The sequence below is a fragment of the Aeromicrobium sp. UBA7512 genome, from assembly GCF_002476985.1.
GTDB classification, from domain to species: Bacteria; Actinomycetota; Actinomycetes; order Propionibacteriales; family Nocardioidaceae; genus Aeromicrobium; species Aeromicrobium phoceense.
This window is the reverse complement of sequence record NZ_DLNK01000003.1, coordinates 668514-686410: the sequence shown is the minus strand read 5'-3', so window position 1 is coordinate 686410 and position 17897 is coordinate 668514. Positions and strand designations below refer to the sequence as shown.

At 74.3% G+C, this 17897-nt stretch carries 16 protein-coding genes and 2 riboswitches; of the genes, 7 read left to right on the top strand and 9 right to left on the bottom strand.

All coding sequences use genetic code 11. The features are described from left to right. Positions 1–16: 16 nt before the first annotated feature. Positions 17–1480 carry a cobyric acid synthase gene (locus B2363_RS05265; RefSeq protein ID WP_286929031.1) on the top strand — a complete coding sequence of 488 codons (1464 nt, stop codon included), beginning with the start codon at positions 17–19 and terminating at the stop codon, positions 1478–1480. Next, on the top strand, positions 1477–2217 hold the full coding sequence (locus B2363_RS05260) for a cobalt-precorrin-6A reductase (protein WP_286928922.1): 741 nt from the start codon (positions 1477–1479) through the stop codon (positions 2215–2217). The genes B2363_RS05265 and B2363_RS05260 overlap by 4 nt, the downstream gene beginning before the upstream one ends. Here B2363_RS05260 and B2363_RS05255 read toward each other — a convergent pair. The 6 genes from B2363_RS05255 to B2363_RS05230 form a co-directional block, all read right to left on the bottom strand. After that, the gene (locus B2363_RS05255) at positions 2156–3115 is read right to left on the bottom strand and encodes a cobalamin biosynthesis protein (protein WP_286928920.1); all 960 of its coding nucleotides are present in this window, start codon (positions 3113–3115) and stop codon (positions 2156–2158) included. The two genes, B2363_RS05260 and B2363_RS05255, sit on opposite strands and share 62 nt — an antisense overlap. Next, the gene (locus B2363_RS05250; protein ID WP_286928919.1) at positions 3112–3537 is read right to left on the bottom strand and encodes a histidine phosphatase family protein; all 426 of its coding nucleotides are present in this window, start codon (positions 3535–3537) and stop codon (positions 3112–3114) included. The genes B2363_RS05255 and B2363_RS05250 overlap by 4 nt, the downstream gene beginning before the upstream one ends. Further along, positions 3534–4307, bottom strand: coding sequence for a uroporphyrinogen-III C-methyltransferase (cobA, locus tag B2363_RS05245; protein WP_286929029.1), 774 nt, complete (start codon positions 4305–4307; stop codon positions 3534–3536). Before cobA ends, B2363_RS05250 begins: the two co-directional genes overlap by 4 nt. Positions 4308–4495: 188 nt before the next feature. Next, complete coding sequence (locus B2363_RS05240) at positions 4496–6916, bottom strand: cobyrinate a,c-diamide synthase (protein WP_286928918.1); 2421 nt, start codon at positions 6914–6916, stop codon at positions 4496–4498. Continuing rightward, entirely contained in the window at positions 6913–7527 is a 615-nt protein-coding gene (gene cobO, locus B2363_RS05235) for a cob(I)yrinic acid a,c-diamide adenosyltransferase (protein WP_286928916.1), read from the bottom strand. The genes B2363_RS05240 and cobO overlap by 4 nt, the downstream gene beginning before the upstream one ends. Beyond that, positions 7527–9527 (bottom strand): VWA domain-containing protein, encoded by a 2001-nt coding sequence (locus B2363_RS05230; RefSeq protein ID WP_286928915.1) that lies wholly within the window; start codon positions 9525–9527, stop codon positions 7527–7529. The genes cobO and B2363_RS05230 overlap by 1 nt, the downstream gene beginning before the upstream one ends. A 47-nt stretch (positions 9528–9574) precedes the next feature. Beyond that, a riboswitch (cobalamin riboswitch) is annotated at positions 9575–9719 on the bottom strand. Positions 9720–9801: 82 nt separating this feature from the next. On the opposite strand from B2363_RS05230, the gene cbiE reads away from it, so the two are divergent. Both cbiE and cobM read left to right on the top strand, forming a co-directional pair. Next, positions 9802–10998, top strand: a complete 1197-nt coding sequence (gene cbiE, locus B2363_RS05225; RefSeq protein ID WP_286928913.1) for a precorrin-6y C5,15-methyltransferase (decarboxylating) subunit CbiE — start codon at positions 9802–9804, stop codon at positions 10996–10998. Beyond that, positions 10995–11750, top strand: coding sequence for a precorrin-4 C(11)-methyltransferase (cobM, locus tag B2363_RS05220; protein WP_286928911.1), 756 nt, complete (start codon positions 10995–10997; stop codon positions 11748–11750). Before cbiE ends, cobM begins: the two co-directional genes overlap by 4 nt. Here cobM and B2363_RS05215 read toward each other — a convergent pair whose 3' ends face one another. The 3 genes from B2363_RS05215 to B2363_RS05205 are packed head-to-tail and all read right to left on the bottom strand — an operon-like array spanning position 11751 to position 14790. Then, positions 11751–13253, bottom strand: a complete 1503-nt coding sequence (locus tag B2363_RS05215; RefSeq protein ID WP_286928909.1) for a precorrin-2 C(20)-methyltransferase — start codon at positions 13251–13253, stop codon at positions 11751–11753. Next, a complete protein-coding gene (locus tag B2363_RS05210; RefSeq protein ID WP_181755681.1) occupies positions 13250–13915 on the bottom strand; it encodes a precorrin-8X methylmutase in 666 nt (221 codons plus the stop codon). The genes B2363_RS05215 and B2363_RS05210 overlap by 4 nt, the downstream gene beginning before the upstream one ends. Beyond that, positions 13912–14790 (bottom strand): nitrite reductase, encoded by an 879-nt coding sequence (locus tag B2363_RS05205; RefSeq protein ID WP_286928908.1) that lies wholly within the window; start codon positions 14788–14790, stop codon positions 13912–13914. Before B2363_RS05205 ends, B2363_RS05210 begins: the two co-directional genes overlap by 4 nt. Before the next feature lie 49 nt (positions 14791–14839). After that, positions 14840–15020, top strand: a riboswitch (cobalamin riboswitch). A 55-nt stretch (positions 15021–15075) separates the two neighbouring features. On the opposite strand from B2363_RS05205, the gene B2363_RS05200 reads away from it, so the two are divergent. Genes B2363_RS05200 through B2363_RS05190 form a run of 3 tightly spaced genes read left to right on the top strand, consistent with a single transcriptional unit; the run spans position 15076 to position 17881 of the window. After that, complete coding sequence (locus tag B2363_RS05200) at positions 15076–16104, top strand: ABC transporter substrate-binding protein (protein WP_286928906.1); 1029 nt, start codon at positions 15076–15078, stop codon at positions 16102–16104. Then, the gene (locus B2363_RS05195; protein ID WP_181755684.1) at positions 16101–17123 is read left to right on the top strand and encodes a FecCD family ABC transporter permease; all 1023 of its coding nucleotides are present in this window, start codon (positions 16101–16103) and stop codon (positions 17121–17123) included. Before B2363_RS05200 ends, B2363_RS05195 begins: the two co-directional genes overlap by 4 nt. Continuing rightward, positions 17120–17881 (top strand): ABC transporter ATP-binding protein, encoded by a 762-nt coding sequence (locus B2363_RS05190; protein WP_181755685.1) that lies wholly within the window; start codon positions 17120–17122, stop codon positions 17879–17881. The genes B2363_RS05195 and B2363_RS05190 overlap by 4 nt, the downstream gene beginning before the upstream one ends. Positions 17882–17897: the final 16 nt, after the last annotated feature.

The following is a 17897-nucleotide window of genomic DNA, read 5'->3' as shown; positions in this document are numbered from 1 at the left end:
CCGCACCGCCCGGCTGATGGTGGCGGGAACGACCTCCGACGCCGGCAAGAGCCTGGTGACCAGCGCCCTGTGCCGCGCCTTCGCCCGTCGGGGCGTCCGCGTGGCGCCCTTCAAGGCGCAGAACATGTCGAACAACTCGATGGTGTGCGCCGACGGTGCCGAGATCGGCCGGGCGCAGTGGGTGCAGGCGCTGGCTGCCCGCGCCGAGCCCGAGGCGGCCATGAACCCCGTGCTGCTGAAGCCGGGGGGCGATCGTCGCAGCCACGTGGTCGTGATGGGCGAGCCCGCCGGCGAGATCAGCAGCCGCGAGTTCATCGGCGGCCGGGTGCACCTGGCCGAGGCCGCCTACTCCGCGTACGACGACCTCGCGTCGCGGTACGACCTCGTCGTCGCCGAGGGGGCCGGCAGCCCCACCGAGATCAACCTGAGGGCCGGCGACTACGTGAACATGGGCCTGGCGCGGCACGCCGACATGCCCGTCGTGGTGGTCGGTGACATCGACCGTGGGGGCGTGTTCGCGGCGTTCTACGGCACCGTCGCGCTGCTCGAGCCCGAGGACCAGGCGCTGGTGGCCGGCTTCGTCGTGAACAAGTTCCGGGGGGACGAGTCGCTCCTCGCGCCGGGGCTGCGCCAGCTGGAGCAGCTGGCGGGACGTCCCGTCTTCGGCACCCTGCCGTGGAGCCCTGATGTGTGGCTCGACTCCGAGGACGCCCTCGACCTGCAGGGCCGTCGCACCGGGAGCGACGCGGCACTGCGGGTCGTCGTCGTGCGGCTGCCCCGGATCAGCAACTTCACCGACGTCGACGCGCTCGGCCTGGAGCCCGACGTGGACGTCGTGTTCACTGCCGACCCCCACGACCTCGCCGACGCGGACCTGGTCGTCCTGCCCGGCACGCGGGCGACGATCTCCGACCTGGCCTGGCTGCGCTCGCGAGGCCTCGACCGGGCGATCGCCCGCCACGCGGAGTCCGGGCGCGCGGTCCTGGGGATCTGCGGCGGGTTCCAGATGCTGGGGCGCCACGTGCACGACCCCGAGGGGATCGAGGCCGGTGATCCGGCCAGCGTCCCGGGTCTGGGGCTGCTGCCCGTCGAGACGACCTTCGCCGCGGAGAAGACGCTGCGGCTGCCGCGCGGCGAGGCGCTGGGTGCGTCCGCCGCGGGCTACGAGATCCACCACGGCCGGATCAGCCGCGACGCGGGCGCCACGGACTTCCTCGGTGGGGTTCAGGACGGTGCCGTCCTCGGCACGATGTGGCACGGCAGCCTGGAGTCCGACGAGCTGCGCACGGCCGTCCTCAATCTCGCGGCCCGGGCCCGCGGCGGCTCGTTCGTCGCGTCCGGCGTCGACTTCGCCGCGGCCCGCGACGCGCGCCTCGACCTGCTGGGCGACCTCGCCGAGAAGCACCTCGACGTCGACGCCCTGCTCACCCTCGCCGAGCAGGGTGCGCCGTCCGTCCCGGTCATCGGGCCGCACGCATGAGGGTCCTCGTGCTCGGTGGCACGCGGGAGGCGCGCGACCTCGCCGGCCGGCTCGTGGAGGACGGCGACTCCGTCGTGACGTCGCTCGCGGGGCGTGTCGCCCGGCCTCGGCTGCCGGTGGGTGACGTCCGGGTCGGTGGCTTCGGCGGCGTCGATGGCCTGACGGAGCACCTGCGCACCGAGCGGGTGCAGGTCGTCGTCGACGCGACCCATCCGTTCGCGGAGGGCATCAGCGCGAACGCGGCCGCCGCGTGCCGCGCCGCGGGCGTGCCGCTGCTGCGGCTCGAGCGCCCGGGATGGTCCGGCCGTCCCGAGGCGGCGGGCTGGCACTGGGTCGACGACCACGACGAGGCAGCCCGCGTGACCGCGACGCTCGGCCGGCGCCCCTTCCTGACCATCGGACGGCAGTCGCTGCCCCGGTTCGTCGGCCCGTTGCGCGACCACGCCTGCGTCGTGCGCGTGGTCGACCCGCCGGAGATCGAGCTGCCTGGCGCCTGGACCCTGCTCCAGAGCCGCGGTCCCTACACGCTCGAGCACGAGCGGGCGGTCATGGCCGATGTCGACGTGCTGGTGACGAAGGACTCGGGCGGCGACCACACCGAGGCCAAGCTCGACGTGGCGCGCGCGCTCGGTGTTCCGGTGGTCATCGTGCGTCGTGCGGCCGGACCCGAGGGGGTCACGGCCGTGGGTGACGCCGGTGACGCCAGGGCCTGGGTGCGAGCGCAAGCCCCACGCTGAGGGCCGCGGCGGCCCAGGCGACCGCCGTGGCGAGTCGCGCGGCGCGCGGCAGGTCGGTCACGGTCGGAGTGGGTCCGTCGCCCATCTCGGCCCGGTGCTCCACGCGACCGGCGTAGTCGTTGATCCCGCCGAGTGTCACGCCCAGCGCGCCGGCGAAGGCCGCCTCGACCGGACCGGCATTGGGACTGGGATGGTGGCGCGCGTCCCGGACCCAGGCACGCAGCGCGTCCAGCGGTCGCCCAGCGACGTGCGGCGCAAGCGCCACGGCGAGGGCCGCGGACACTCGTGACGGAACGAGGTTGGCCACGTCGTCGATCCGCGCGCTGGCCCAGCCGAAGCGCTCGTAGCGCGCCGAGCGGTGGCCGACCATCGCGTCCAGCGTGTTGACCGCGCGGTACCCGACGAGGCCGGGGACGCCGAAGGCCGCTCCCCACAGCAGGGGCGCGACCACGGCGTCCGACGTGTTCTCGGCCAGCGACTCGGTGGCCGCGCGGGCGACCCCGTCAGCGTCGAGTCGGCTGGGATCGCGGCCCACGAGGTGGGTCACCTGCACCCGAGCAGCGGCCAGGTCGTCGCGTCCGAGCTGCTCCGCGATGATCGAGCCCTCTCGGACGAGGGAACGTCCGCCGACGACCGCCCAGGCCGCCGCGGCGGCCAGCAGGGTGCGCTGCCACGGGCGACGGCAGGCGCGCTCGGCCAGCACCGCCGCACCGACGAGCGGTGCGGTGACGGCGACGTGGTGGAGCGCTCCGGCACCTCGGTGGTCCCGGTAGGTGTGACGCTCGACGGCGGCAGCCCAGCGGCCCAGCCCGGCGACGGGATGGAAGCGGGCGGGATCGCCCAGGGCACGGTCGAGGACGAAGCCGAGCGCCAGACCGGCGGCGAGGGAGCGGCTCACGGAGTGCCCGTCACGTGGATCTGGCCGTTCGCGGGGACGGAGCACGGGTCGCCGGTCAGCAGCTCCACCGCCACGGCGATCGTGTCCCCGTGGCTCACCGCGAGCAGCTCGCCGGGGTGCTCGCCGACGAGGGACAGCACCCGCTGCCTCACCTGCGCGACGGTCTCGGCGTGATCCATCTCGACGAGCCGGTCGTCGACCACGACGTCGAGCCTGAGGACGTCCGCGACGACGCTCGCCGTCTGCCGTGCCCGCAGCGCGGGAGAGCTGAGCACGACGTCGACGGTCGTGCCGCGCAGCTCCTCAGCGGCCTGGCGAGCCTGGCTTCGGCCGAGCTCGGTCAGCGGGGGAGTCGGGTTGCGGTGCTGGAGGCGTCCTTCGGCGTTCCAGGTGGACTCGCCGTGCCGCATCCACCGGATCACGGCTCGAGCGCGGCGACGTGGCCCACGACGGCGACCGCGGGGGCACCGATCCCGGAGGCGGCGGCGTCCGCCGCGGCGTCCCTCAGGGTGCTGCGGACGACCCGCTGGCTGGGCAGGCTGGCATCGGAGACGAGAGCGCAGGGGGTCGACTCGTCGAGACCACCCTCGATCAGCGCCTCGACGATGGCGGGCAGGGTCCGCACCCCCATCAGGACGACCAGCGTCGTGCCGGAGCGGGCGAGCGCGGCGTAGTCGAGTGTCGAGTCGGGGTGTCCGGGAGGCACATGACCCGAGACGACGGTGAAGCCCTGGACGAGGCCGCGATGGGTCACCGGGATCCCGCCGAGGCCCGGGCCGGCGACGCTGGAGGTCACGCCCGGCACGACCGTGGTCGGGACGCCTGCCGCGGCGCACGCCTGGACCTCCTCGAAGCCCCGCCCGAACACGAACGAGTCACCGCCCTTGAGCCGGACGACATGGCGACCGGCGCGGGCGTGCTCGATGAGGACGCGGTTGATCTCGTCCTGGCTCGTGGAGCGGCCGTAGGGGATCTTGGAGACGTCGACGACCTCGACATCCGGCTTCGCCCAACCGATGGCCTCCCACGGGGCGAGTCGGTCGGCGACGACGACGTCGGCCGACTCGATCGCCGCGCGGCCGGCGACGGTGATCAGGCCGGGGTCACCCGGGCCGGCGCCCACGAGCGTGACCCGTCCGGCCGACGCCGGCCGGGACGGCGGGGCCTCGCGCGGCACGCTGCGCAGCACCATTTCGTGGGCCGACTCGTCGGCGTGTTCCGGGACCCAGTCGACGAGCCCGCGACGGGCGAGGTCCTCGATGGCGGCGCACACGGTGGGGGCGCCGACGGTGACCTTCGCGTTCTCGCGCAGCAGTCCGGCGATGGTGGGGACGACCGTCTCGTTGCCATCGAGGACGAGGACGGAGCGCCCGGCGACGTTCAGTTCCATGCGGCGTGGACTCCCAACGTGGTGAGCAGGTGACGGGTGGCCTCGGGCTCGCGCACGGCGAGGCGCGCCCACGAGTCGTCGAGGCCGGGGAAGGTGTCGGCGCGTCGGACCGCGATGCCCGCACCGCGCAGCCGTGCGTGCGTTCCCCGCCCGAGGCGTGCCAGCACGAAAGGAGCGTCCGAGGGCACCACGTCGACGCTCAGCTCGGCGAGTCCGTCGACGAGGACACGGCGGTGCTGGACGGCCAGCCGGGCGCGGCGCTCCGCCTCGGCCGCAGCGTCGGGACCTGCCGTGGCGACCACGGCATGGAGCGCCGGCGTGCCGACGGACCAGGGCGCCTGCTGGCCGCGCAGGTCGGCGACGACGGCCGGGTCGCCCACCACGTAGCCGGCGCGGATCCCCGGCATCGACCACAGCTTCGTCAGGCTCCGGACGACCACCAGGCCGGGCAGGGCGCGCGAGGAGAGCGTCTGCGGCTCGCCCGGCACGAAGTCCATGAACGCCTCGTCGATAACGACGACGCGGCCCGGCCGGCACAGGGACGCCAGCGTCGACGCCGCATGCAGGCGCCCGGTCGGGTTCGTCGGATTGCCCACGACCACGAGGTCGGCGTCGTCGGGCACGGCGCCCGGGTCGAGAGCGAAGTCGTCCTCGGCGCGGCACAGGACGTGACCCGGCACGTGACCGGCGGCCCGCAGGGCGACGTCCGGCTCGGTGAACTGCGGATGCACGACGACGGGTCGCCGCCAGCGGCGCGCACGGGCGATGAGGGAGAACGCCTCGGCAGCACCCGCCGTGACCAGCACCTCGTCGACCTCACGACCGTGACGTCGAGCCACCGCGTCGTGCGCCGCGGAGGACTCGGGATAGGAAGCCGATCCGGCCACGCCGTCGCGGAGCGCCTGCTCCAGCCACGCGGGACGGGGCAGTCGGCTGACGTTGACGGCCAGGTCCAGCAGTCCGTCGGACGCCTCGACGTCGCCGTGATGACGGAGGGGGTCCGTGACGGGTGGCAGCGATGCCCCCGTCGCCGTGACGGGAGGAGCGGGTTCCGGAGCCGAGGCGACCGGAGTAGCAGAGTGCATTGCGTCCGCGAACGACTGGGCCAGGGCGGGGTGGCCGGCCCAGTGCACGTGGAGGTACGACGCGCTCAACGTCGGACCGGAGAAGCCGACGGCGCGGTCGTCCACCGTCCAGGCGGGCCGGTCGCCGTGGACCGGGGTGACGGTCGTGCGGTGGAACTCGTGCGTGGTGACCGTCGTGCCGACCGGGCCGAGCAGCTGGTCGGAAGCCAGGGCGGGACGCCGGTAGGAGAGCGTGAGGCGGGGCGTCATCACGGCGTCGGCGTCGAGCGCCCCGACCATCGGGTGGCCGTCGACGCTGCGGCAGAGGTAGAGCAGGCCCGCGCACTCGGCCACGGTGGGCACGCCGTCGAGCACGGCCTCGCGCAGGTGGGCCCGCAGGCTGGCGTTGGCGCTCAGGGCGGCGGCGTGGACCTCGGGGAAGCCACCGCCGAGGTAGAGGCCGCGGGTCCCGGCCGGGAGGTGCGCGTCACGCGCCGGGTCGAACGGCACCACGGTGCAGCCGGCTGCCTCGAGCAGCTCGGTGGTCTCGGCGTAGCGGAAGGTGAAGGCGCGGCCCGCGGCCACCGCGACGACGGGAGAGTCGGCGCCGCTCGGCCGGACGTGCGCGGCCGGGTCCCACGGGTCCGCGTCGAGCGCGGGTGCGTGTCGTGCCAGCTCAAGGACGGCGTCGAGGTCCACGTGCGCCGCGACCTGGCCGGCCAGGCGCTCCAGTGCCCCGGCGGCCTCGTCGCGCTCCTCGGCAGGGACAAGCCCCAGGTGGCGGGACGGCGCGCTGACGCCGTCGTCACGGTGCAGGACTCCGAGGACCGGGATGCCGGTCGACTCCACGGCGCGGGCGGCCTCGGCGGCGTGCCGCGGGGATCCGGCCTTGTTGAGGATGACGCCCGCGATGGTCACCGTCGGATCGAAGCCGGCCATCCCGTGGACCACCGCGCCGATGCTGCGCGAGGCGTGCGAGACGTCGACCACGAGGACGACGGGGGAGTCCGTGAGGGTCGCGACGTGGGCCGTCGAGGCGAATCCGTCGCCGCCGATCCGTCCGTCGAACAGGCCCATCACGCCCTCGACCACCGCCACGTCGGCACCCCGGGCGCCGTGCAGGAGCAGCGGCACCATGAGCGACGGATCCGTCAGGTGCGGGTCGAGGTTGCGACCGGGACGACCCGTGGCCAGCGCGTGGTAGCCGGGATCGATGTAGTCCGGGCCGACCTTGTGCCCGGAGACGGCGAGGCCTCGTCCGGCCAGCGCCGCCATGAGTCCGGTGGCCACCGTGGTCTTGCCGTGCCCGGAGGCCGGAGCCGCCACGACGAGGCGCGGGAGGCTCACCACTCGATGCCTCGCTGGCCCTTCTGCCCGACGTCCATCGGGTGCTTCACGTGCTGCATCTCGGTGACCAGGTCGGCCACCTCGACCAGCCGGGGGTCGGCGCGGCGGCCCGTCACGACGACGTGCTGGGTGCCCGGACGGTTGCCGAGGGTCTCGACCACGTCGTCGACGTCCACCCAGCCCCACTGCATCGGGTACGTGAACTCGTCGAGGACGTAGAACCGGTGGCGCTCGGCGTGGATCCGTCGCTTGACCTCGGCCCATCCCTCGGCCGCGTCGGCAGCGTGGTCGGCCTCGGTGCCGCCCTTGCGGCTCCACGACCAGCCCGAGCCCATCTTGTGCCACTCGATCGGCCCGCCCTCGCCGGTCTCGTCGTGCAGCCGGGCGAGGCGCTCGAGCACGGTCTGCTCGCCGATGCGCCACTTCGCCGACTTCACGAACTGGAAGACCCCGACGTCCCAGCCCTGGTTCCACGCCCGCATCGCCATCCCGAACGCCGCGGTGGACTTCCCCTTGCCGTTGCCGGTGTGCACCATCAGAAGCGGTCGGTTCCGTCGCTGCCGCGTCGTGAGGCCGTCGTCCGGCACGGTCAGCGGCTTGCCCTGCGGCATCAGGCTGCTCCCTCGCGCGAGGAGGTGGCGGCGTGGACCACATCCGTCAGGCCGTCGGCCGTCACCTCGCCGAGGGGGACGTGCTCGGCGCGCAGGTGACCGGCCAGCTGGGCGGCCAGGCCGAGCCGGAAGCGGCCGGTCTCGCAGTCGACCACGACGCTGTCGAGGCCGGTGGCGGCCAGGTGCGCGGCGGACCGGTGGGCCCGGCCGAGCGCATCGGCGCCGGAGGTGGCGCGACCGTCGGTGACCACGACCAGCAGCGGGCGCCGGGACGGGTCGCGCAGCGCCTCGCGCCGCAGGATCTCCGCCGAGCGCTCGAGGCCCTCCGCCAGCGGGGTGCGACCGCCGGCCGGCAGCTCGGCGAGGCGGCGTGAGGCCACGTCGACCGAGCCGGTGGGCGGCAGGACGACCTCGGCGGTGTGCTGACGGAACGTCACGAGGGCGACCTTGTCGCGGCGCCGGTAGGCGTCCAGCAGCAGCGAGAGCACGGCGGTCTTGACCTGCTCCATGCGGCGCCGGGCGGCCATCGAGCCCGAGGCGTCGACGCACAGCAGCACGAGGTTGGACTCCTGACCGACCGTCTCGGCGCGGCGGAGGTCCGACGGCGAGAGCGCGAGGCCCCGCCCGTCGACCAGTCCGCCGCGGCTCCGCTGGTGCGGGGCGGCCGCGGCGATGGTGCCGGGAAGGTGGAGGCGACCGGACGCCGCATCGGGCCGCTGGCCGACGACGCGGCCCTGCGGCGTGCGGGCCCGGGAGCGTCGCCCGGACTGGCCCTCGCCGGTGCCGCGGACCACGAGCAGTCGCGCCCGGGTGGGGTCCCCGGCCGCGGCGACCGAGCCGGCGCCGGCCGGCTGCGGCTGCTGCTCGTCCTGGTTCGGGGAGGCGTCGGGGGCGTCAGCCGGGCGCTGGTCCTCGGGACCGTCCTGGGGGGAATCCGAGCCCGAACCGTCCGGACCACCCGGGCCGTCGTCGTCGGGTCCCGGGTCGGGCTCGTCGTCGCCGAGCAGGTCGTCGAGGCGGTCCTCGTCGAGGCCGGGCTCGTCGAACGGGTTGCGACGGCGGCGGTGCGGCAGGGCGAGCCGCGCGGCGACGCGGACGTCCTCGCGGGTGATGTGGGTGCGCCCCTGCCACGCCGCGTGAGCCGCGGCGGTCCGCGCGGTGACGAGGTCGGCCCGCAGCCCGTCGACGTCGAACGCGGCGCAGATCTCGGCGATCGTCGTGAGCGCGTCGTCGTCGAGGACGACGTCGCCCATGAGCTCCTGGGCGGACTCGAGGCGTGCGCGCAGCGCGTCCTGCTCGTCGGCCCACGCGGCCGCGAAAGCGGCTGGGTCGGCATCGAACGCCAGGCGGCGTCGCACGACCTCGACGCGCAGCGCGGGCTCGCGCGGCGCCGAGACCTCGACCGTCAGGCCGAACCGGTCGAGCAGCTGCGGGCGCAGCTCACCCTCCTCGGGGTTCATGGTGCCGATCAGCACGAACCGCGACGCGTGCTCGACCGAGACCCCGTCGCGCTCGACGCTCACCCGGCCGGTCGCGGCGGCGTCCAGCAGCAGGTCGACGAGGTGGTCGTGCAGCAGGTTGACCTCGTCGACGTAGAGCAGGCCGCGGTGGGCGCGGGCCAGCAGACCGGGCTCGAACTCGACCACGCCGTCGCGCAGCGCCGAGTCGAGCTTCAGCGAGCCCGTGACGCGGTCGTCGCTCGCACCCACGGGCAGCTCGACGAGCCGGACGGGGCGCTCGTCGACGGGCGTCCCGGCGTCGAACGGTCCGTCGGGGGAGACGGCGGAGGGGTCCGCCGGATCGATGGAGAACCGATCACCCCGGTAGGCGCGGACCGGCGGCAGCACGTCGGCGAGTCCACGCACGGTGGTGGTCTTGGCGGTGCCCTTCTCGCCACGCACCAGGACGCCGCCGATCAGCGGGTCGATCGCGACGAGGGTGAGGGCGAGGGTCATGTCGTCGGAGCCGACGACGGCACAAAAGGGGTACTGCGTTGGCATGTAGGGCTCCCGCTCGATCTGCCATGACGGTCCGCGACGCGGGCAGCGTCGCGGGTCGGATCGAGGCCGGTCTTCGGACTTCCCAGGTCTGTGCCTGAGTCACCGCAGCGGGCCCTGTGCCGGATTCTCACCGGCTTCCCAGATTCTCCCCGTGGCCATCGGCCGTGGGGCACCTCGAACCTTCGCCCACACCCTAGACGCCGCCGGCGGGCCTCGGGCAGGGGGCCCGACCAACGGACGCGTCGGGTTAGGGTGCTCGACCATGGATGCGCACGTGACCGTCGTCGGAGTCGGGGCCGACGGCTGGGATGGCCTGCCGGAGTCCTCGCGGTACCTCGTGAGGGCTGCCGCGACCCTGCTCGGCGGACGGCGCCACCTCGACGCGATCCCTGCGGTTGCAGGGCAGGAACGGGTCGCGTGGCCCTCCCCGTTGCGCGAGCGGCTCCCCGCCCTGCTGGACGAGGCGCGGGAGCCGGTCGTCGTCCTCGCGTCGGGCGATCCTCTCGTCTCCGGCATCGGCACCACGCTGCTCGAGCTGCTCGGTCCGGACCGCGTCACCGTCGTCCCGGAGGTGTCGTCGGTCGCGCTGGCCCGGGCGCGGATGGGCTGGCCGGCCGAGACGGTCACGGTCGTCAGCGTGGTCGGCCGCGACGTCCGGCTCATCGTTCCGGCACTTTCCGCCGGGCGGCGCCTGCTGGTGCTGTCGAGTGACGAGACCACCCCCGCGGCCGTGGCGACGCTGCTCACCGACCTCGGCTGGGGTGACTCCGAGCTCGTCGTGCTGGGCCACCTCGGCGGCGCCGACGAGTCGCGGGCCACGTCGACGGCGCGAGGCTGGGACATCACTGACGTGCCCCGCCTCAACCTGCTGGCCGTCGAGGTTCGCGGCTCCGGCCCGGGCTGGGCGGCCGGGGGAGTCCTGCCTGACGACGCGTTCGAGCACGCCGGCCAGATCACCAAGCGCGACCTGCGCGCCAGTGCGCTCGCCCGGCTGGCGCCGGCCCCGGGCCAGCTGCTGTGGGACGTGGGCGCCGGCAGCGGCTCGATCGGCGTCGAGTGGATGCGCGCCTGGCCCAGTGCCCGGGCGATCGCCGTCGAGCCACGACCCGACCGCCTCGCGCTCATCCGCGGCAACGCCGACGCCCTGGGAGTCCCCGCGCTCCAGGTCGTCGAGGGCTCGGCTCCCGAGGCGCTCGAGGGTCTCGACCGGCCGGACGCGGTGTTCGTCGGCGGGGGAGCGACGGTCGACGGGGTCCTCGACAGCTGCTGGGACGCCCTGCGGCCCGGCGGCCGCCTCGTCGTCCACGGCGTCACCGCCGAGACCGAGGCCGTGCTGCTCGAGCGGTACCGTCGCCACGGCGGCGAGCTCGTCCGCCTGCACGTCGAGCGCGCCGAGCCGCTCGGATCCTTCACCGGCTGGACGCCCGCGCGCGCCGTCAGCCAGTGGTCCGTCACCAAGGGAGACTCATGACCGTCCACTTCGTCGGGGCCGGCCCCGGTGCCGCCGACCTCCTCACCCTGCGCGCCGTGCGCCTGCTGGAAACCGCCGATGTGTGCCTCTACGCGGGCACCTACCTCGACGCCGAGGTCCTGGGGCACTGCCGTGAGGGCGCCCGGCTGGTCGACACGCAGCACCTCGACCTCGACGAGATCACGGAGCACCTCGTGAGTGCACACGGGGAGGGCCTCGAGGTCGTCCGGCTCTGCTCGGGCGACCCGTCGCTGTACTCCGCCGTGCACGAGCAGGCACGCCGGCTCGACGCCGCGCAGGTGCCGTGGGACGTGACGCCCGGGGTGCCCGCCTACGCGGCCGCGGCCGCGATCGTGGGCGCCGAGCTGACGGTTCCCGAGGTCGCTCAGTCCGTCGTGCTGACCCGCACCCAGGCGCGCTCGACCGCCATGCCTGAGGGCGAGCGGCTCGCCGCCTTCGCCGCGACCGGTGCCACGCTGGCGCTGCACCTGGGGATCACCCGCACGCGCGAGTTGGCCGCCGAGCTGGCCGAGCACTACGGCCAGGACTGCCCCGTGGTGGTGGTGTCGAAGGCGACCCAGCCCGACCAGCTCGTGCTGCGCGGCACGCTGGGCGACATCGGCGACCAGGTGGAGCAGGCCGGTCTGCGCCAGGCCGCCGTCATCCTCGTCGGGCCGGCGCTGGCACCCGACGTGCGCGGCGGCGAGTCGTTCCTCTACGCGGCCAGCCGGGATCGCCGCGCTCGCGGCTGATCACTCGACGTAGCGAGGGCTCCAGACGCGTCCGGACGGCGTGACCCGGGTCGACGAGGCGCCGATCAGCAGCAGGCACTTCATGTCGACGGTCTCGGGATCGAGGTCGCCGAGCGTCGTGACCGTGAGGCTCTCCTCGGCGCGGCCCACGTCGCGACCGACGACCACGACGGTGTCGGGCGACTTGTGCTCCAGTAGCACGGCCTTCGCCTGCGCCACCTGCTCGGTGCGCGACCGCGACCGCGGGTTGTAGAGCGCCAGGACGAGGCCGGCCTCGGCGACCGCCCGCAGGCGGCGCACCACGACGTCCCAGGGCTTCAGCCGGTCCGAGAGGCTCATGACGGCGAAGTCGGCGCCGATCGGCGCGCCGGCCCGGGCGGCGACGGCCTGCACGGCCGAGATGCCGGGCACGACACGCACGGAGACGTCGACGTAGCGCGGGTCCTCCGCGGCCTCGAAGACGGCCGAGGCCATCCCGAAGATCCCGGCGTCGCCGCCCGACACCACCGCGACCCGCTCGCCGGCCAGGGCGAGGTCGAGCGCCTCGCGGGCCCGGTCGACCTCGACCGTGTTGCCGGAGGCGTGTCGGACCAGCCCGGGTCGCTGCGGGACGCGCTGCACGTAGGGCCCGTACCCGATCACGTGACCGACCTCGGCCAGCACCTGCGACGCCTCGGGCGAGATCCAGTGGTCCGGTCCCGGGCCCAGTCCCACGACGACGACCTCGGCCTCCGCGGCCGGGGCGACGGCCTCCGCGACAGGGTTGTCGTACCGCGCCACACCGGGCCGGGTGTCGCCGGGCACCAGGACGATCGAGAAGTAGGGGACGGTCTCGGGATCGACGTCCGCCACGGGCAGGACGCGCTCGGCGTCCATCGAGGCGCGCTCGACGTACCAGGAGCCCTCGACGCGTCCGGCCTGCTCCAGCGCGGAGCGCACCTTCGCGAAGGTCCGGCCGAGCTTCATGATCACGGCCCCGTCGGTGTCGGCGAGGCGGCGGGCCAGCTCGGGCTCCGGCAGCGTGCCCGGCAGCACGGTCAGCACGTCGGTCTGGCGCACGAGCGGCAGCGCGGTGGTGGCCGTGGCCGCGGCGAACGCGGGGACGCCGGCGACCACCTCGGTCTCGAAGTCGGGCGAGAGCCGGTCGTGCAGGTACATGAACGAGCCGTAGAGCATCGGATCGCCCTCGGCCAGGACGACGACGTCGCGGCCGGCCGCCAGGTGCGCGCGCACCCGCTCGGCGCACTCGGCGTAGAAGTCGGCCATCGCCCCGGCGTAGCCACCGGGGTGCTCGGTCGTCTGCGTCGTCACGGGGTAGACGAGGGCCTCCTCGACCACCCCTGACGGGATCAGCTCGGCCGCGATCCGTCGCGCGTTCGACTGCTTGCCCACGCCCTGGTGGAAGACGATCACGTCGGCCGCGCCGATGAGCCGGGCGGCCTTGAGGGTGATCAGCTCGGGGTCGCCGGGGCCGACGCCGACGCCGTACAGCCGCCCGCTCACTCCGCCTCCTGGGCCAGGGCGTTGAGCGCCGACGCGGCCATCGCGGATCCGCCCCGGCGTCCGGTGACGGCCAGGAACGGCACGTCGAGGCCCGGATCGTCGGTCGCGAGGTCGATCAGGGCCTGCTTCGACTCGGCGGCGCCGATGAAGCCCACCGGGGTGCCGATGATCGCGGCCGGCCGCGGGCCTCCGTCGCGGAGCGTCTCAAGGAGGTGGAACAGCGCCGTGGGCGCGTTGCCGAACGCGACGACCGCACCGTCCAGCCGCTCGGTCCAGAGCGACACCGCGGCGGCCGACCGCGTGGTGCCCCACTCCTTCGCGAGCGTCGGGACGGCGGGGTCGCGCAGGAAGCACAGGACGTCGTTCTCGCGCGGCAGCCGGGCCCGCGTCACCCCGGCGGCGACCATGTGCGCGTCGGTGATGATCGGGGCCCCGGACTCCAGCGCGGAGCGGGCCGCGGACACCAGACCGGGATGGATCACGAGGTCCCGGGTCAGGTCGGTCTGACCGCACGCGTGGATCATCCGGACCGCCACCTTCTCGGCGTCCGCGGGGATGCGCGACAGGTCGGCCTCGGCGCGGATCGTGGCGAAGGAGTCGACGTAGATCGCGGCGCCGTCGGTGACGTAGTCGTAGCGGCGCGACGGTGGGGCGAGAGTCATGCGTTCTCCAGGTCGGGGACGATCAGGGTGCGCCACGGCGTCACCACGAGGCGGTGCGCTCCGTGCGCGCGGACCTCGTCGAACAGGCGGGCGTCGAGCCGGCCGTCGGGCACCGGCAGGTGCCACGCGATGCGGCCGTCGACCTGCTCGATCCTGCCAAGGTCCGGGGGAGCGCTGCTCACCCGGGTGCCGGGGTGGGGCTGCGACGGCGAGGTGAGCAGCGCCGCGCCGCCGCCGGGCAGCTCGTCGACGTGCCAGGGCGACTTCGCCCGGGCTCCCGCGAGCTCGACGAACCGCGAGGCGAGCGCTGCGAGGGCCTCCGCGGCGGCGGGCAGGGGGACCACGGGCCCCCACGATTTGCTGCCCACACGGACCTGGGCGGTGTCCGCGTCGAGGGCGACGAGTCCCAGGTCGAGGTCCCGGTCGAGCACGTCACCACGCCCGTCGTCGAGGACGAACAGGAAGCGCCCGGCCAGGGCCGCGAGGCTCGGCTCGGCGCAGAGCCGGCGGTCGAGCTCCTCGACGACGGGCCGCAGGTCCGCCCTGCCGCCGGACCGTCCGGTGAGCGGTGAGGCCATGACGTTGCGGATGCGCTCGTGCGACGTCGAGGGCATCAGGCCCGTGGCCATGACCGCGTCTACGACGGCGTCGGACAGGCAGCCGTCGTCGTGCGGGATCGCTCGCGCCTGCAGGTTGGCACGGCTGGTCAGGTGCACCGTGGCGTCGCCGTGGTCCCGGGCGACGTCGAGGAGCCCTCCGAGGGCGTCGACCGACACGGCACCGCCCGGGATGCGGACCCGGATCAGGGCGCCGTCGTCGGCGATCCACGGGCGCAGCAGGCCGGGGCACAGGTCGCGTCGAGTCCGTCCGGTCACCCGGTCATGGTGTCAGGCACCCTCCTGGCGACGCATCGGCGGACGGGCTGCTACGTTCGTGGCGCCAGTCAAACTCAGCGATGAGCCAGGGAACCCGGTGAGAGTCCGGGACTGACGCGCAGCGGTGAGGGTGACGGGCGGGGCACGAAGCCACTGGACCGAGAGGTCTGGGAAGGCGCTCCGTCCGGTCGATCCCGAGTCCGAAGACCTGCTGGCCCTCACGGCGACCGCCGTTTGGTCCACCGGGCTTCGCGAAAGAGCCCCAGACCTCGAAGGACCGCGTCCGTGCGTACTCCATCCCGTCGTCCCCTCGTCCTGCTCGTCGGTGCCGCGCTCGCGCTGAGCGCCTGCTCGAGCAGCGATGCCACCCCCGATGCCGAGACCGCCGCGGGCTACCCGCGCGAGGTCGAGAACTGCGGTCGCACCACCGCCGTCACGGCCCCTCCCGAGCGCATCGTGTCGCTCAACCAAGGTTCGACCGAGATCCTGCTGTCCCTCGGGCTCGCCGACCGCATGGCCGGCACGTCCACCTGGACCGATCCCGTCATGAAGGGCCTCGAGGAGGACAACGCGAAGGTCGAGCGCCTCGCGGACAGCGCGCCCTCGATGGAGCGGGTGCTCCAGACCGAGCCCGACCTCGTCACCGCCTCGTTCGCGAGCGTGCTCGGCCAGGGCGGCGTCGGCTCGGCGGACGCCTTCGAGAAGCTCGGCGTCCCCACGTACCTGTCGCCCGCCGAGTGCGAGGGCAAGGAGAACGAGGGCGACGGCGACGGCGCGCGCACCGGCGTCCTCGAGATCGACACGATCTACCGGGAGGTCACCGAGCTCGCCGAGCTGCTCGACGTCGAGGCGCAGGGCGAGGAGCTCGTCGCCAGCCTGCAGGACCGGGTGGCCGCAGCGTCCGCGAAGGCGCCGGAGGACGAGGTCACCGTCCTCTACTGGTTCGCCAACAGCGAGGCGCCCTACATGGCCGGCTGCTGCGGCGGGCCCGGCATCATCACCCGGGCCCTGGGCCTGAAGAACGTCTTCGACGACACGAAGTCCGAGTGGCCCCAGATCGGCTGGGAGACGGTCGCGGAGCGTGACCCCGACGTCCTCGTGATCGGCGACCTCACCCGCAAGAGCCAGACGGCCGAGACGGCGAAGGCCAAGATCGAGTTCCTCGAGACCAACCCGGTCACCCGCGAGATGACGGCGGTGAGGAACCGCCGCTACGTCGCCCTCACCGGCGCCGCCCTGAACCCCTCGATCCGCACCGTCGAAGGACTGGAGCAGGTCGCCGACGCACTGGCCGACTTCGGCCTCTCACGGTGACGACGACCCGGCGCGCCTGGTTCCTGGGCTCCGCAGGGCTGGCCCTGCTGGTGGCCTCGGCCTGCATCGCGGTCACGATCGGACCCTCCGACGTGGGTCCGCGGTCGGTCGTGTCCCTCGCGTGGTCGCGACTGGCCGGGGGCGAGTCCGGGCTGAGCCGGATCCAGGAGGGCATCGTCTGGGACCTGCGGCTGCCGCGCACGCTGCTCGCGGCGGCCTGCGGTGCCGGGCTGGCCGTGTGCGGCGTCATCCTGCAGTCCCTGCTGCGGAACCCGCTGGCCGACCCATTCGTGCTGGGTGTCTCCTCCGGTGCCTCGACCGGAGCCGTGTCGATCGTCGTCCTCGGGGTCGGTGCGGGCGCGGTGGGCCTGGCCGCCGGAGCGTTCGTCGGCGCCATCGGGGCCTTCCTGCTCGTGCTCGTCCTGGCCGCGGCGGCCGGCGGGACCACCGACCGCGTCGTCCTAGCCGGAGTCGCGGCCACCCAGCTGTTCTCGGCGCTGACGTCGTTCATCGTCTTCACCTCCGCCGACGCGGAGCAGACGCGCGGCGTCCTCTTCTGGCTGCTCGGGTCGCTGGGCAGCGCCTCCTGGTCCGACGTCGCGGTCGTCGGTGTGACGGTGGTCGGGGCCGTGATCGCGTGCCTGCTGTTGGCGTCGACGCTCGACGCGTTCGCCTTCGGCCAGGACAGCGCGGCCACGCTCGGCATCGACGTGGCCCGTGCGCGACTGATCCTGCTCGTCGTGACCGCCCTGACCACCGCGGTCATCGTCAGCACCTCGGGGGCGATCGGGTTCGTCGGACTCGTGCTGCCGCACGTCGCGCGGGCGATGGTGGGCGTCAACCACCGGCGGATGCTGCCGCTCGCGGCGATCAGCGGGGCCGTGTTCCTGGTCTGGGTCGACACCGCGGCCCGCACCGTCATCGCGCCGCAGGAGCTCCCGGTCGGTGTCGCCACCGCCCTGCTGGGCGTCCCTGCCTTCGCCCTCATCCTGCTGCGGCGGAAGGGTGCGCGGGCATGAACCTCACCGCTCACACCGTCTCGTGGTCGGTCCGTGACCGGCTGATCGTCGACGGCGTCAGCATCACGGCCGCACCCGGCTCGATGGTCGGCCTGCTCGGCCCCAACGGCTCGGGCAAGTCGAGCCTCCTCCGCCTCCTCGCGGGCCTGCGCGCGCCCACGACCGGCGTCGTCCGCCTCGGCGACGACGACCTCGCGTCCCTGCGTCGCCGCGAGATCGCCCAGCGGGTCGGCGTGGTCGAGCAGGAGTCGGCCACCGACACCGACCCGCTGGTCCGTGACGTCATCGAGCTCGGTCGCATCCCGCACCGGCGCTCGTGGCAGCCCGTGGGGGAGCGGGACGTCGAGGCCATCCGTCGCGCCGCCGCGGCGACCGGAGTCCTGGACCGGCTCGAGCAGCCCTACGCGACGCTGTCCGGCGGCGAGCGGCAGCGCGTGCAGATCGCCCGCGCGCTGGCCCAGGACCCCGAGGTCCTGCTGCTCGACGAGCCGACCAACCACCTCGACGTCCGACACCAGCTGGACGTGCTGCGGCTCGTCCGCGACGCGGAGGTCACCGCCGTCGCCGCGCTGCACGACCTCAACCTCGCGGCGGCGTACTGCGACGAGATCGTCGTCCTCGCCGACGGCCGCGTCGTTGCCGCCGGGACGCCCGTCCAGGTGATCACCGAGGAGCTCGTCGCCGACGTCTACGGCGTGAAGGCCTTCGTCGAGCGCCATCGCATCACCGGCGCGCTGACCGTGGTGTGGCAGCCATGACCCTCCTCGACCCGCG

What these genes read in the sequence shown, in the direction of transcription:
- B2363_RS05265 (WP_286929031.1), top strand. Translation starts at nt 17, where the DNA reads ATGGTGGCGGGAACGACCTCCGACGCCGGCAAGAGCCTGGTGACCAGC.
- B2363_RS05260 (WP_286928922.1), top strand. Translation starts at nt 1,477, where the DNA reads ATGAGGGTCCTCGTGCTCGGTGGCACGCGGGAGGCGCGCGACCTCGCC.
- cobA (WP_286929029.1), bottom strand. Translation starts at nt 4,307, where the DNA reads ATGGTGCTGCGCAGCGTGCCGCGCGAGGCCCCGCCGTCCCGGCCGGCG.
- cobO (WP_286928916.1), bottom strand. Translation starts at nt 7,527, where the DNA reads ATGCCGCAGGGCAAGCCGCTGACCGTGCCGGACGACGGCCTCACGACG.
- B2363_RS05230 (WP_286928915.1), bottom strand. Translation starts at nt 9,527, where the DNA reads ATGCCAACGCAGTACCCCTTTTGTGCCGTCGTCGGCTCCGACGACATG.
- cobM (WP_286928911.1), top strand. Translation starts at nt 10,995, where the DNA reads ATGACCGTCCACTTCGTCGGGGCCGGCCCCGGTGCCGCCGACCTCCTC.
- B2363_RS05210 (WP_181755681.1), bottom strand. Translation starts at nt 13,915, where the DNA reads ATGACTCTCGCCCCACCGTCGCGCCGCTACGACTACGTCACCGACGGC.
- B2363_RS05190 (WP_181755685.1), top strand. Translation starts at nt 17,120, where the DNA reads ATGAACCTCACCGCTCACACCGTCTCGTGGTCGGTCCGTGACCGGCTG.